Source organism: Dickeya dadantii NCPPB 898, assembly GCF_000406145.1.
In the GTDB taxonomy this organism is placed as follows: Bacteria; Pseudomonadota; Gammaproteobacteria; order Enterobacterales; family Enterobacteriaceae; genus Dickeya; species Dickeya dadantii.
In genome coordinates this window covers 3324056-3337114 of record NZ_CM001976.1, presented here as the reverse complement: position 1 = coordinate 3337114, position 13059 = coordinate 3324056, and the positions used below count along the sequence as shown (strand labels likewise).

Genomic DNA, 13059 nt, shown 5'->3' with positions numbered 1-13059 from the left:
GGGATGAAACAGCAGGGAATGACGTTGCTCGAAGTGATGGTGGCGTTGGTGATTTTCGCGCTGGCCGGGCTGACGGTGCTGAAAACGACCGCACAGCAGGCGAACGGGCTGGGGCGTCTGGAAGAGAAAACGTTTGCGCTCTGGATTGCGGAAAACCAGCAGGCGGCAATGCGGCTGGAAAAACAGTGGCCGCAGACCCAATGGGTGGACGGCGAAGTCAATTTTGCCGGTTCAGTGTGGTTCTGGCGTATTCAGGGGGTGGCAACGGCGGATACACAGGTGCGTGCGATAGACGTTGAAGTTCGTCATGAGCGCGATAGCCGGGCTGCCGATGCCATATTGCGCAGTTATCAGGTTCAGCCGGGAGAACCCGCGCAGTGAAACGGCCAAATCACGGGTTTACCTTGCTGGAAGTGATGCTGGCGCTGGCGATTTTCGCCGCGCTCAGCCTGGCCGCCTCGCAGGTGATGAATGGCGTGATGCGCAACGACGAGGCTTCGGCGCGTAAAGAGGCCCGCCTGGCGGAGTTACAACGGGCTTTTTCCCTGATGGAGCGGGATTTTTCACAAATCGTTCCCCGTCGTAGTCAGGGTTATGAGCTGGGGTTTTACGCCGAACGCTATCAATTAAGCAGCGCCGACTGGGCGGTCAGTTTTATCCGCAACGGTTGGCTCAACCCACTGGGCATTATGCCGCGCTCTGAGCTGCAACGCGTTGGCTACCGGTTGCGCGGCGATACGCTGGAACGGCTGTTTTATGATTCTTCCGAGCCGTTGTCGACACAAGAGCCGGCGATACGTCCGGTGTTAACCGGCGTCACCGGGTTTGTATTGCGCTTTTTCGGCAAGGATGGCTGGCTGGATCGCTGGGATGACCCGGCCCACCTGCCGCAGGGCATTGCGATCGTCGTTACCTTGCGTGACTACGGTGAGATTACCCGCGTGTTTCTGGTGACGCCGCGCTATGTGGAAGCGCCGCGCAAAGGCGGCCCGAATGGCAACAATGGCGATGAGAACAAGGACGAGAACAATCAGGAGCAGCCGCCGCAGGAAAATACCGACTCGTCTGCCCAGCAGAATCAGGCATCGCCGGACGACAACGGCGGAGGTGACTCATGAGTCGTCGGCAACGTGGCGTCGCCCTGCTGATTGTGATGCTGATGCTGTCGTTGATGGTCACCATTGCCGCGTCTATTACCGAGCGCAGCGGCAAGGCATGGCAACGCACCAGCAATCTGCTGAGCCGCACGCAGGCTCGCTGGTATGCGTTGGGCGCGGAGGCGCTGATTTCCAGCGTATTACAGCGTGACGCTCAGGCGTCGCCGGAAAGCACCTTTATCGGCCAACCCTGGTCGAAGGTGGATCATCAGATGATGGCGGACGGCAGCGAAATTCGCGCGCAGGTACTGGACGGTCAGGCGTGTCTCAATCTTAACGCACTCAGTCCGGCCAAAAAGCCGGCTCCCGGCAATAACAATACCAGCGGCAATGCCGGCAACAGTAATACCGACACCAACAATCAAAGCCCGCCTGCCAAAGGCGGTAACCCCGAACAGGGGCCTTACGCCGCTCAGGTATTTCGGCAGTTGCTGATGGTGCTGGGAGAAGACCCGAAACAGGCCGAGCGTGTGACGGATGCGGTGCGCGACTGGATCGACGAAGATAGCGAACCGTTGATGAACGGTGCGGAAGATGACAGTTATGTCAACTTTCACCCCGGCAATCAGCGGATGACGGATGTCACGGAGCTGCGGGCGGTAATGGGTGTGGATGCGGCGTTGTATCGCCGGTTGCTGCCCTATGTGTGCGTGTTGCCGGTGGATAAGCTGGTGATCAACGTCAATACCCTGACGCCGGAGAGAGCGCCATTGCTGTCGGCGCTGTTCATGGGGGAGATGAGCGCGGAAGCGGCCGAGCGCGTTTTACAGCAGCGCCCGCCTCAGGGATGGCGCAACCTTAATGACTTTATGGGGCTGTCGGCACTGCCGGAAAACGCGAAAACCGGCGTCCGCCAGGTGTTGGCGATCAAGAGCGACTGGTTCTTCGCCGACATTCAGATACGGGTGGACGACAGTGAATTCTATCAACGCAGTCTGTTTCATCGTGGCAAGCAGATTGAGGTGGTACAACGTCAGTACGGGGGATATAGGACGGTGAACCCATGAACAGGGCCGAGAACGCCAGCGGCAAACAACAGCTGATTCTGCGGTTGTCCGCAGAGACTTCAGACAGCCTGGAATGGCTGATCTGGTCTGTCAGCCGCCACCAGACCCTGACGCAGGGCAGCGGAACGCTGGAGCGTCTTCAGACGGTGCTGGCGGATTATCCGGTAATGTCGGTGCGGGTGCTGGTGCCGTCGACCGACGTCACGTTTCATAGCCTGTCGTTGCCGCGTCAGTCACGCCGGCAATTGCTGCAGGCCATTCCTTTCATGCTGGAAGAGCAGGTGGCGAGCGATATTGACCAACTGCATTTTGCCGTCATGGAAATGCAGGGGGATAACGCGACCGTTGCGGTGGTACAGAAATCACGGCTGCGGTCATGGTTGAACCAGTGTGAGACGCTGGGCGTGCCGGTAGAGACGATGGTGCCGGATGTAATGGCGCTGCCGCGGACCGACAGCGCCTGGAGCGCCATCAGTCATCAGAATCTGTGGCTATTCCGGTTAGATAGCGGCATCGGCATGGCGGCGGAAGACAGCTGGTATCAGTCGCTGCTGGCCGGGTTTCAGCCGTTGCCCGCGGTGCACTGCTATAGTCCGGTACCCGCGTCGGCGCTGACCTGGCAGCCACAGCCGGTGACGGATTTGCTGACGCTGGCCGCGCAGGCCAGCCTGCCGATAAGTATGGATCTGCGTCAGGGCGAGTACGCGCCGGTGAAACCCTGGAAACAGGCGGTGTTGCCGTGGCGCAATGTGCTGATCGCCTTGTTCGCCTGGCTGCTGCTGGTGCTGGGCGAGTCTGTCTGGACCCATTACCAGCTGTATCGTCAGGCGGATTACTGGCGCCAGGAGAGCGTGCGGATGTACCGCAAACTGTTCCCGGACGAGAAGCAGGTGGTGAACCCGCGTGCGCAGATGCAACGTCACTTGCAGGAAGCGCGTTCCGGCATGAGCGGCTTTGCGCTGACGGAACAGATGAACCGGTTGCAGCAACTGGTGGCGCAGAATGACGGCGTGTCGTTGCAGTCGCTGTCGTACGATCGCAGCCGCGATGAACTGCGTCTCAGCCTGCGAGCGACCTCTTATGCGCAGATGGAGCAGTTCCGCCAGCAGGCTCAGGCATATTTCCAGATCCCGCCAGGTGAAATGAAGCAGGAAAAAGACCATGTGGAAGGCCAGTTAATCCTGAGGAGTCAGCCATGAATGAATTGCGTCGCCGCTGGCAGATAATGAGCCAGCGCGAACGGATGATGACGCTGGCGTGCGGCGGTCTGGTACTGTTGTGCCTGCTGTATTATCTGTGCTGGGCACCCTGGCAGGAGCGGGCGCGACAGTGGCAGATGACCATTGACCGCGAACGTCAGACCGTGCGCTGGATGCAGCAACAGGCGCCGCGTTTGCCGCCGGCGGAAGGCGCACGGCGGCAGATCGCCGGGCGGGACATCAGCCTGACGGTGTTGGTGCCGCAAAGCGCGGCCCGCTACGGCATCACCGTGCTGCGTATGCAGCCGCAGGAGTCGCAGGTGTCGGTGACGTTGGCTCGTAGCGATTTCAACAACCTGCTGCACTGGCTGGCTGAACTGGAGCAGAAAAACGGCGTGATCACCCAGGGGTTGGATGTCACGGCGGTTCCCAACAGCGCCGGCATGGTGGAGGTGACCCGGTTGTCGCTGGAACGGGTGCTGTAACCGATGCGACCGCCAGCCTGTCCGATGCTAAACGACAGGCTGGCATGGCCTGGTGCCGCCGTCGATAATCAACCAGTCTGCGCGCTGGCGCGCAAAAAACGATGCCTGTGATTCACCTGTCTGGCACGGGCTGGCGTATTGTGTCAGCATACCGGGCCGTTAGGGATCGGGATGGGAGAACAACATGGATCTGATCGCCTTTGCCAGCGCTTTCCCGCGTATCTGGCTGACAGCGCTGCTATTCTTGGGGCTGATTACCGGCAGTTTCCTCAATGTGGTGATCCACCGGTTGCCGCTGATGCTGGAACGGCGCTGGCAGCAGGAAGCGCGTTTTCAGCTCGGCCAGCCGGCTGGTGCGCCGTCTCCCCGTTATGATCTTTGCTGGCCGCCATCGTCCTGCCCTCATTGCCATCAACGACTGCGCGTGCGCGACAACATTCCGCTGCTGAGCTGGATAGGGCTGCGCGGGCGCGCCCATTGTTGTGGCGGCGCGGTATCCTGGCGCTATCCGCTGATCGAACTGTTGTCCGGGCTGTCGTTTTTGTTGGCCGGGCTACTCTGGCAGCCGGGGCTGGCGTTGCTGGGAGCGTTGCTGTGCTTTGGCACGTTGCTGGCGTTGGCGGCTATTGATGCCCGAACCCAGTTACTGCCGGATGTCATGACTCTCCCGCTGCTGTGGGGCGGTTTGTTGTTCAATCTGGCGGATACTTTTGTGCCGCTTGAGCAGGCCGTGGTCGGTGCGATGGCGGGCTACCTGTCGCTGTGGTTGATTTACTGGGCCTTTCGCCTGCTGAGCGGGCGTGAAGCGCTGGGGCAGGGGGATTTCAAATTACTGGCCGCGCTGGGCGCCTGGCTGGGCTGGCAGGCGCTGCCGAATCTGGTGTTGATTGCCTCATTGACCGGGTTGGCGGCGACACTGCTGTGGCGGCGCGTGCGCCGTGTCAGCATGCAGCAACCGCTGGCGTTTGGCCCCTGGCTGGCGGTGGGCGGCGCAGTCAGTCTGATGTTGAACGTGCTGGGGGGCTGGAGTCACTGATCCGTCGTCGGCCCGTGCGCGCTCCTGTGCGACTATGTCAGGCGGCGCTGAACGTCGGAAATTCCGATAAAAAAACAGGCTGGCAGTGTGGCCGCCAGCCTGTCGTTTGTTCGTCTTTCGTGTGTGCCTGATAATTATTTTTTGTTGTTGCCCCAACAGGAGCCGCCTGTCGAAGTGGATGGTGAAATACCGTCAGGGTTATTCCAGCATCAGTAAAAAAGTGCCTACCCACAAAAACAGAATGAATGAAACTCCCATGAACAAGTACTTCACTGATTTTTCTCCAGCAATATCACGCCAGCAATGATTCCGATTGTGCGTTTTACCGTTCAGGAACCGCCCGGTTCAGAGCCGTTCCCCCAGCCATCGCTGCCGTTTGCAGACAGATGACGGAATCGGCGCTAAATCTACGCTGGGTCAGGGGAGAAATTCAAGAGGAATGGCTTTAAATCCGGTGGGAATAGCATTAAAAAGCATTGACGGACAGGCTGTCCGCTAGACGAGAAACAGCGATTGACCGGGCTTGGGAGCCATGAGCCAGATTATGCAGACAAACACCATTTTTGAGCGGTTGTGTCAGCGCCTTGAACAGGAACGGGCGCGTTATCGGGTTGTGCATCACGGCTGCGCCGGGCGTTCGGAAGAGGTCGCGCGGATTCGCGGCACTGAACTGGGGCAGGGGGCCAAGGCGCTGGTCTGCCATGTCAAGGGCAATGGTCTGCGCCAGCATGTGCTGGCGGTATTGCCGGCAGACCAACAGGCGGATTTAACTCGTCTGGCGCAGGCGTTGGGCGGCACCCGCGCGTCGCTGGCCAGCCCGGCGGAAGTCGACGCCCTGACGCACTGTGTGTTCGGCGCCATTCCGCCATTCAGTTTTCATGCGGATTTGCTGCTGGTGGCTGACCCGATGCTGTTTACCCGTTTTGATGAGTTGGCGTTCAATGCGGGGTCGCTGACCTGCTCGGTGATTCTTAATACCGAGGATTACCGGCGTATCGCCAGTCCGTGCGAACTGGCGTTTTCCCGGCTGGTTGGGTAGGCGCTGCGCTGAATCAGGCGGCGTTCTTGGGTGGAGCGTGGCTGCGAAAGGGAGGCGGACGTGGGTCGTGCGGTCTGGAAGGCGCGGGTTGGCGGCACGAATAATTAAGGGACACTGTTAGGATACAAATCGGGAATCACGTGGTAGGCTGTAAGCCGGTGCTGATATTGTTATCAGATTGTAATGAAAAGGGTGTAAAGGACGATGGTATCGCTGATGGTGCCCGTGTCACCCTGACAGGCAATCAACAGGGAGACACAGAACCTGATGCAGACAACAGAAGTAGACCAGCGTCTGATAGACATCGACCCGCGCCTGACCATGGTGCTGGTGCCGGGACTGCGCGACAGTGATGACGAACACTGGCAGAGCCACTGGGAGCGGCGGTTCCCTTTCTGGCGGCGTATCCGTCAGAAAGAGTGGTATCAGGCGGATTTGGACCGCTGGGTGTTGGCTATTCGCCGCGAACTGGCAACCTGCGATCGGCCGGTGGTGCTGATTGGTCACAGTTTTGGCGCGCTGGCTGCCTGTCATGTGGTTCAACAGGGCATGGAAGGCATCGCCGGCGTGATGCTGGTGGCGCCTGCGGAGCCGATGCGTTTTGAAATTGAAGACCGTATTCAGGCCGAACCACTGGCGGTACCCAGCCTGGCGTTCGCCAGTCACAATGACCCGTTAATGACGTTTTCCCGCGCCGAATACTGGGCGCGCGCCTGGGGCAGCGACCTGGTGGATGTCGGGGAAGGCGGGCACATTAACGCGGAGTCGGGGTTCGGTAAATGGGAGTACGGGCTGCAACGGCTGGCCGCCTTTGCCGGGCAACTGTCGCCGGCAACCTGATGTCGCTCCGGCGTGCGGGGACGTAAACGCGCGTCTTCGCCGCGTTATAACCAATCAGCTGCCGTTAGCACCGAATGGTCTGGCAGCGCTTTCCACGATGGTGTATATCCCTATTCCCTCTTCCCTCTGTTATTACGCTGATGCGACGCATCATCCGGCGGTGTCTTCGTCCGATGCGGTGATGGTACCGTAGCCGTTCGCTGAGATCAGCCGTTCATTTGTTGGGTGTCAACGAAAAGGAAAACGCTATGCCAGATTTGTTTGATCCAATCCATATTGGCGCTATCAAGGCAGAAAACCGTATTGTCATGGCGCCGCTGACCCGCATGCGCGCTTTCGACCAGCGGATCCCCAGCGCGTTATCGCTGGACTATTATGTTCAACGCGCCAGCGCCGGGATGATTCTGACCGAGGCCACCGCCGTCACTCCACAAGGCGTCGGTTACCCCAATACGCCGGGGATCTGGTCGGACGAACAGATCGAGAGCTGGAGCCGCATTAATGCGGCGGTACACGCGGCGGGCGGCAAAATGGTGCTGCAAATGTGGCACGTGGGGCGCATTTCCGATCCGGTTTATCTGGATGGCGAATTACCGGTCGCGCCCAGCGCCATTGCGGCGGAAGGTCATGTGGCGACCATTCGCCCTTACAAGTCCTATGTGGTGCCGCGTGCGCTGGAAACCGAAGAAGTGGCCGGCATTGTGGCGGATTTTCGTCAGGCGGCGGAAAATGCCAAACGCGCCGGTTTTGACGGGGTGGAAATCCACGCCGCCAATGGTTACCTGTTCGATCAGTTCCTGCATGACGGTTCCAACCAGCGTACCGACCAGTACGGCGGCACCATCGCCAACCGGGCGCGCTTCCTGCTGGACACGGTGGACGCGGTGCTGGCTGTCTGGCCGGCGGATCGGGTCGGTGTGCATCTGAACACCATGTCCAACTCACACTCGATGCAGGACTCCGACCCGCAGGCGTTGTTCGGTTATGTAGCTGAGCAACTGAACGAACGTAAACTGGCGTTTATCTTTGTGCGCGAGGCGCTGGATACGCCGCAGCGCATTCTGCCGCTGATTCGCAAAACATTCAGCGGCGTGGTGATCGCCAACGATGGTCTGACCCGCGAGGCTGCTGAGCAACTGCTGGCGGACGGCGAGGCGGATGCGGTGTCGTTTGGCCGAGTCTATATTTCCAACCCGGATCTGGTTGAGCGCCTGCGTCGCGGCGCGCCGCTCAATGAGCTGAACAGTAACACTATTTACAGCCCGGGTGCGGAAGGCTACACCGATTATCCGGCGCTGGCGGAGTAAAACCGACGAGGAGGCCATCGGCCTCCTTTTTCACCTTTACGGCTGAATGACGGCCGTGGTCAGCCGGGCGATGCAGCAGCGCCGCTGGCGCTCGTCCACGATCTCTATCTGCCAGACCTGCATCTGGCGGCCCAGATGCAACGGCTGGCAAATTCCCCGGACCTCTCCCTGTACGACGGCCCGCAGATGGCTGGCGTTAATTTCTACGCCGACCACGCTGGCGCCCGGTTCAGTACAGAGCCAGCCTGCCACCGAACCCAGCGATTCCGCCAGCACCACCGAAGCGCCGCCGTGCAGCAGACCGAACAGCTGTCGGGTGCGGGCGTCTACCGGCAGGGTCGCTTCCAGACTGTTGTCCGTCATGTGGGTAAAGCGAATGCCCAGATGGGACACCATACAGTCGTCGCTCATCTGATTGAGCGCTTCCAGTGAGGTAGCGCGTTTCCAGATCATGCTTATTTCTCCCTGAAAACCGGATATCGGCGCGCGACGTCACGCACCCAGCGTGGCGCCGCCGTCGATCACCATATCCTGTAGTGTGACGTGGCTGGCCAGATCGGACGCCAGAAACAGCACCGCATCGGTGATTTCACGCGGACGGGCGATTTTGCCGAGCGGAATCCCCAGTTTGAACTGCTCGGGAAAACCGGCGATGGTGTGTTGTTCCGAAGCCGGCGAATGCCACAGGCTGCGTTGCATCGGCGTGTCGGTGGAGCCGGGCGACACCATGTTACAGCGCACGCCGTATGGCGCCAGCTCCAGACCGACGGTCAGACACAGGCTGCGCAATGCCGCCTTGGATGCGCAATAGGCCGCCATGCCGACCCGCGGCACATGCGCGGCGTTGGAGCCGATCGAAACAATCGCGCCGCTACGCTGTTGTTGAAACTGCGGGATCAGCGCCTGAAACAGATGAAACGCACCGCCGGCGTTAACCGTCAGGCAATCCTGCCAGTCCTGCTGGCTGAGGGTTTCGGTCTGGCCCATACGCAGGATGCCGGCGCCGTTCACCAGCACATCCAGACGCGGCGTTTGCGCCAGCAGCGTTGCACAAACATCGGCAACGGCGGCGTGGTCGCCGATGTCCAGTTCGACGGCGCGGAACGGCGGTTCGCCGTCGGAAAAGGCGCGGTCAAACCCGGTGACGGTCGCGCCAGCTTCGGTGAAACGGCAGGCAATGTCATAACCGATGCCGCGCCCGGCGCCGGTCACCCACACCTGTTTACCGCTGAAATCGAGCGTGACGCTCATGCTTCCTCCCGCTGGGGCTGGCTGAGTAGCTGGTGCCAGTGGCGCAGCGTGGGGTTTTTCACCAGCGCCACGAAGTCGAGGTCATGCCCCTGCTGACGCCAGCGGGTCACCAGCGACATGATGCGCACCGAGTCCAGCCCATAGTCCAACAGGTTGTCGTCATCGCCGATCTCGTCGTCGTCATCCAGCAACGGCAGCAGTTCGGCACGCAGGCGCGCCAGGCCGTCATCCGTCTGCGGGGCGAGCGCGTCCAGCAATTGCTCGCTGGTCAACACCCGGCCGCAACGACCGGCGGTGTAACGCAGCGCCATCAGGTGCTCTTCCTGCGAAAAATCCGCCAGCGCATCGGCAATCATGAACGGTTTGATGTTGCGCATAAACGCATCGGTGGCGGTGGTCAGGCAGCCGATATGCGCGTATACCCCGCAGATAATCAGCTGGTCGCGGCCTGCGGCGTTCAGCCGTTGCTCCAGATCGGAACGGTGGAACGCGCTGTAACGCCATTTCACCAGTACGGTGTCGTCGGCGTCCGGCGTCAGGGCGGCGGTGATTTGTTGTTGCTCCGGGTGGCGATTCAGGCCCGGTCCCCACATGTCGTTAAGCAGCGCCCGGTCGGCATCGCTCTGCTGATTGGGCTGGGCCGTGTAGAACACTGGAATGCCCTGTTGGCGGCACGCCTGCCGGATGCGCGCGACATTGGCGATCAACTGTTCGGTCAGCGGGCTGTTTTCTCCCCAGAAATTGAGGAAATAGTTCTGCATGTCGTGAATCAGCAGCGCGGCTCGCGTGGGATCCACCGGCCAGCTAACCTTGTTGACCGGTAGATGCTCCACGCCGGGAAGCGGGTAGGCGTTCAGTTTTGGAATAGCCATGATTTATTCTCCTGCGGTGGGCGCCGCCACGCGCTGTTGCGCCAGCTGGCGTAGCCGCTGTTTATCGACTTTGCCCACCGCGGTTTCCGGCAGGGTGGGCAGTTGTTCAAATCGGTCCGGCAGTTTGTAGTCGGCGATGCCTTGTTCGCGCAGATGACGACGCAGCGCCGCCGCTTTGAGCGGTTCGCGGGTGACCAGAAAGGCGCAGCTTTTTTCGCCCATCATGGTGTCGGGCACCGCCACCAGCGCTGCGTTGATCACCGCCGGGTGGCGCAGCAGCAGGTTTTCGATCTCCTCGGCGGCGATCTTTTCCCCACCCCGGTTGATCTGATCTTTTTCGCGTCCCACCACCTGTAGGTAGCCGTCCGCCTGCTGGATCACCAGATCGCCGGAGCAGTAAAAACCGTCGTCGTTAAACACCTGGCGGTTGTGCGCCGGGCTGCGGTAGTAGCCGCGAAAGGTGTAGGGCCCGCGCGTCATCAGACGGCCCGGCTCGCCATGCGGCAGCGGATTGCCGTCGGCATCGGCTACCCACACTTCATCATCGTCGCTGATAGGGCAGCCCTGGGTGGTGAAGCGGTGGATATCGTCGTCGTCCAGCCGGGTGTAGTTCACCAGTCCTTCCGCCATGCCGAACACCTGTTGCAACTGGCAGCCCAGCTCCGCCGGCACTCGCCGCGCCAGCGCTTCGCTCAGGCGGGCGCCGCCGACTTGCAATACCTGCAGGCTCGCCAGCGCACTGCGATCGCCGGATAACGCCACCGCTTCCAGCCACAGTGTGACGGCGGGCGGCACCAGCGCGGTCAGCGTGATGCGGTGTTGTGCAATCAGCGGGAAGCAGCAGGTCGGGCTAGGGTCGCCCGCCAGCACCACCGTGCCGCCGGCATAGAACACGCCCAGCGCGCCCGGCGAACTGAGCGGGTAGTTATGGGCGGCGGGCAGGGCGCACAGAAAGCGGGTGTGCGCGTCAACCCGGCAAATCTCCACGCTGCCGCGAATGCTGTAGTAGTAGTCGTTGTGGGTCCGGGGGATTAACTTTGGCGTGCCGGTGCTGCCGCCGGAAAGCTGGAAAAACGCCACCTGATCGGCAGGCGTCGGCGTGGCGGCCCGCGGGTCGCCGTCTTCCTGCAACAGTTGCGACAGCGCCTGTGCCGAGTCAGCATCGCCGCGCAGAATCACCTGCTGTAGCGACGGGCAGCGCTGGCGCAGTTCGTCGATAAAGCTATCGTCGGCAAACAGCGGATGGCCGCGATCGGCGATCAACAGTGTTGGGGCGATCTGGTCGGCGTAGGCGCACAGTTCGCTGCGTTGATGGCTGAACAGCGCGTTCACCGGCACGATGCCGGCGCGCAACAGCGCGAAGTAAGTCAGATAGAATTCGGCAACGTTGCCTAATTGAACCAGCGCGGTCTGCCCCTGCTTTAACCCCCGACGTTGCAGCGCGCTGGCCAGTTGCGCCACCTGCTGGTTCATCTGGCGGTAACTGAGCGTGCGCTTGCCGCAGATCAAGGCGGTATCGTCGCTGTCGGCGTGTCGGGCGAGGATGTCGCCCAGCGGCAGATCCTGCCAGTAACCCCGGTCGCGGTAGCGCTGTTCCAGCTCGGGCGGCCAGCGGGTGAATTCAATCATCATGCTGCGCACTCCTGATCCTGACGCAGGCCAAATGCGCGCAGCATGGTGCTCAATTTAACGCCGGTTTCGTGCCATTCGGACACCGGCTGAGAATCCGGCACGATGCCGGCGCCGGCAAACAGCCGTACCCGGTTTTGCCGGACCTCGCCGCAGCGAATGGTTACCACCCATTGACCGTTGCCTTCATCGTCGCACCAGCCGACGATGCCGCCGAACAGCCCGCGGGCGAACGGCTCCAACTGGGCGATGCGATCTCTGGCGGCTTCGAACGGTACGCCGCACAGCGCCGGGGTCGGGTGCAGCAGGCAGGCGATAGACAGGGCGTTCTCCTGCGTGTCCAACACCTCGCCCTGAACCCGAGTCGCCAGATGCCACAGCACCGGCGTGCTCAGCAGTTCCGGCGTATCCGGAATGGTCAGCGTCCGGCAGCGCGGTGCCAGCACCCGCTGGATATCATCGGTCACCAGCCGGTGTTCATGGCGATCTTTGGCCGATGCCATCAGCGTGCGTCGCAGGCGCTGATCTTCCACCGGGTCGTCGCTGCGGCGGGCTGAACCGGCCAATGGTTGCGACACAATCTGATTGCCCTGTTTATGCAGCAGCAACTCCGGGCTGGCGCCCAGCAGCGCGCCCTGTTCCAACGGCACGTGGAAGTTGTAGCTCCAGGGGTTTTGCTGGTTGAGCTGCAACAACAGGCGGATCGAATCCAGCGGCTGGTCGGTATCGATATCCAGCAGGCGGGACAGCACGATCTTGTTCAGCTCGCCGCTGCGGGTAGCCGCGACGCCGGCGCTGACCATCTGGCAAAACGCATCGTGCTCCGGTATTTCGCGTATCTGGCGTACCGCTAACGGCGTTGCGGGCAGCGCCTCATGTTGCAACGTGTCGCGCGCGAACCAGCGCGACTGTTGCGGCACGAACAGGCGGGCTGGCTGGCGCTTGTCGAACGGAATGGCGCCGACCAGCAGCGGTCGGGCGATGCCGTCCTGTCGGGCGCGGGCAAACAGCGCTTTTACCTGTTGCTGAACGTCGCCTTGCAGGTGACCGCCATCGGCCACCGCCGCCGGCAGGGCGGCGTAACATCCACGGGCATGCAGGCTGTTGTCGGGAGACAGAAACAGAAAATCATCGTGCTGAAGCGTGCGGGCATCCAGCGATGACGAAGTGGCTGCTAGCGTTGACACGGGTTTTATCCTTATGTCGTGAGTGAACGAAATGGTGGCGCTCAGGCGTC

The 13059-nt window shown here is 61.2% G+C and carries 15 protein-coding genes; 9 read left to right on the top strand and 6 right to left on the bottom strand.

All coding sequences use genetic code 11. The features are described 5' to 3' along the window. Positions 1-3: 3 nt before the first annotated feature. The 6 genes from gspI (at position 4) to DDA898_RS14955 (ending at position 4884) form a co-directional block, all read left to right on the top strand. The gene (gspI, locus tag DDA898_RS14980; RefSeq protein WP_013318805.1) at positions 4-381 is read left to right on the top strand and encodes a type II secretion system minor pseudopilin GspI; all 378 of its coding nucleotides are present in this window, start codon (positions 4-6) and stop codon (positions 379-381) included. Then, entirely contained in the window at positions 378-1118 is a 741-nt protein-coding gene (gene gspJ, locus DDA898_RS14975) for a type II secretion system minor pseudopilin GspJ (RefSeq protein ID WP_013318804.1), read from the top strand. The genes gspI and gspJ overlap by 4 nt, the downstream gene beginning before the upstream one ends. Next, positions 1115-2164 carry a type II secretion system minor pseudopilin GspK gene (gene gspK, locus DDA898_RS14970; RefSeq protein WP_038911600.1) on the top strand — a complete coding sequence of 350 codons (1050 nt, stop codon included), beginning with the start codon at positions 1115-1117 and terminating at the stop codon, positions 2162-2164. The genes gspJ and gspK overlap by 4 nt, the downstream gene beginning before the upstream one ends. Next, positions 2161-3363: a type II secretion system protein GspL gene (gene gspL / locus DDA898_RS14965; protein WP_038911598.1), complete on the top strand. Its 1203-nt coding sequence runs from the start codon at positions 2161-2163 to the stop codon at positions 3361-3363. The genes gspK and gspL overlap by 4 nt, the downstream gene beginning before the upstream one ends. Beyond that, positions 3360-3848 carry a type II secretion system protein M gene (locus DDA898_RS14960; RefSeq protein WP_013318801.1) on the top strand — a complete coding sequence of 163 codons (489 nt, stop codon included), beginning with the start codon at positions 3360-3362 and terminating at the stop codon, positions 3846-3848. Before gspL ends, DDA898_RS14960 begins: the two co-directional genes overlap by 4 nt. 184 nt (positions 3849-4032) lie before the next feature. Continuing rightward, positions 4033-4884 carry a prepilin peptidase gene (locus DDA898_RS14955; RefSeq protein ID WP_038911596.1) on the top strand — a complete coding sequence of 284 codons (852 nt, stop codon included), beginning with the start codon at positions 4033-4035 and terminating at the stop codon, positions 4882-4884. 198 nt (positions 4885-5082) lie between these two features. Here DDA898_RS14955 and ypdK read toward each other — a convergent pair whose 3' ends face one another. Continuing rightward, positions 5083-5157 (bottom strand): membrane protein YpdK, encoded by a 75-nt coding sequence (ypdK, locus tag DDA898_RS23915; RefSeq protein ID WP_099327210.1) that lies wholly within the window; start codon positions 5155-5157, stop codon positions 5083-5085. Positions 5158-5428: 271 nt separating this feature from the next. Here ypdK and DDA898_RS14950 point away from each other — a divergent pair, with 271 nt between their 5' ends. The 3 genes from DDA898_RS14950 to DDA898_RS14940 all read left to right on the top strand — a co-directional run bounded on the left by DDA898_RS14950 (position 5429) and on the right by DDA898_RS14940 (position 8070). Further along, positions 5429-5923: a YbaK/prolyl-tRNA synthetase associated domain-containing protein gene (locus DDA898_RS14950; protein ID WP_038911595.1), complete on the top strand. Its 495-nt coding sequence runs from the start codon at positions 5429-5431 to the stop codon at positions 5921-5923. A gap of 267 nt (positions 5924-6190) precedes the next feature. Beyond that, the gene (locus DDA898_RS14945; protein WP_013318797.1) at positions 6191-6763 is read left to right on the top strand and encodes an RBBP9/YdeN family alpha/beta hydrolase; all 573 of its coding nucleotides are present in this window, start codon (positions 6191-6193) and stop codon (positions 6761-6763) included. Positions 6764-7011: 248 nt separating this feature from the next. Further along, on the top strand, positions 7012-8070 hold the full coding sequence (locus DDA898_RS14940) for an alkene reductase (protein ID WP_038911594.1): 1059 nt from the start codon (positions 7012-7014) through the stop codon (positions 8068-8070). Positions 8071-8106: 36 nt separating this feature from the next. Here the strand turns inward: DDA898_RS14940 and DDA898_RS14935 are convergent, their stop codons facing one another. Genes DDA898_RS14935 through DDA898_RS14915 form a run of 5 tightly spaced genes read right to left on the bottom strand, consistent with a single transcriptional unit; the run spans position 8107 to position 13009 of the window. Beyond that, positions 8107-8523: a hotdog fold thioesterase gene (locus tag DDA898_RS14935; RefSeq protein WP_038911593.1), complete on the bottom strand. Its 417-nt coding sequence runs from the start codon at positions 8521-8523 to the stop codon at positions 8107-8109. 39 nt (positions 8524-8562) lie between these two features. After that, entirely contained in the window at positions 8563-9321 is a 759-nt protein-coding gene (gene dhbA / locus DDA898_RS14930; protein ID WP_038901667.1) for a 2,3-dihydro-2,3-dihydroxybenzoate dehydrogenase, read from the bottom strand. Then, positions 9318-10193 carry an isochorismatase gene (locus tag DDA898_RS14925; protein ID WP_038911592.1) on the bottom strand — a complete coding sequence of 292 codons (876 nt, stop codon included), beginning with the start codon at positions 10191-10193 and terminating at the stop codon, positions 9318-9320. The genes dhbA and DDA898_RS14925 overlap by 4 nt, the downstream gene beginning before the upstream one ends. 3 nt (positions 10194-10196) lie before the next feature. Next, a complete protein-coding gene (locus DDA898_RS14920) occupies positions 10197-11825 on the bottom strand; it encodes a (2,3-dihydroxybenzoyl)adenylate synthase (protein ID WP_038911591.1) in 1629 nt (542 codons plus the stop codon). Next, a complete protein-coding gene (locus DDA898_RS14915) occupies positions 11822-13009 on the bottom strand; it encodes an isochorismate synthase (RefSeq protein ID WP_038911590.1) in 1188 nt (395 codons plus the stop codon). The genes DDA898_RS14920 and DDA898_RS14915 overlap by 4 nt, the downstream gene beginning before the upstream one ends. Positions 13010-13059 lie beyond the last annotated feature (50 nt).

Coding starts and splice junctions, on each gene's coding strand:
- gspI (WP_013318805.1), top strand. CDS start 4: ATGAAACAGCAGGGAATGACGTTGCTCGAAGTGATGGTGGCGTTGGTG.
- gspK (WP_038911600.1), top strand. CDS start 1,115: ATGAGTCGTCGGCAACGTGGCGTCGCCCTGCTGATTGTGATGCTGATG.
- gspL (WP_038911598.1), top strand. CDS start 2,161: ATGAACAGGGCCGAGAACGCCAGCGGCAAACAACAGCTGATTCTGCGG.
- DDA898_RS14960 (WP_013318801.1), top strand. CDS start 3,360: ATGAATGAATTGCGTCGCCGCTGGCAGATAATGAGCCAGCGCGAACGG.
- DDA898_RS14955 (WP_038911596.1), top strand. CDS start 4,033: ATGGATCTGATCGCCTTTGCCAGCGCTTTCCCGCGTATCTGGCTGACA.
- DDA898_RS14950 (WP_038911595.1), top strand. CDS start 5,429: ATGCAGACAAACACCATTTTTGAGCGGTTGTGTCAGCGCCTTGAACAG.
- DDA898_RS14945 (WP_013318797.1), top strand. CDS start 6,191: ATGCAGACAACAGAAGTAGACCAGCGTCTGATAGACATCGACCCGCGC.
- DDA898_RS14940 (WP_038911594.1), top strand. CDS start 7,012: ATGCCAGATTTGTTTGATCCAATCCATATTGGCGCTATCAAGGCAGAA.
- DDA898_RS14935 (WP_038911593.1), bottom strand. CDS start 8,523: ATGATCTGGAAACGCGCTACCTCACTGGAAGCGCTCAATCAGATGAGC.
- dhbA (WP_038901667.1), bottom strand. CDS start 9,321: ATGAGCGTCACGCTCGATTTCAGCGGTAAACAGGTGTGGGTGACCGGC.
- DDA898_RS14925 (WP_038911592.1), bottom strand. CDS start 10,193: ATGGCTATTCCAAAACTGAACGCCTACCCGCTTCCCGGCGTGGAGCAT.
- DDA898_RS14920 (WP_038911591.1), bottom strand. CDS start 11,825: ATGATGATTGAATTCACCCGCTGGCCGCCCGAGCTGGAACAGCGCTAC.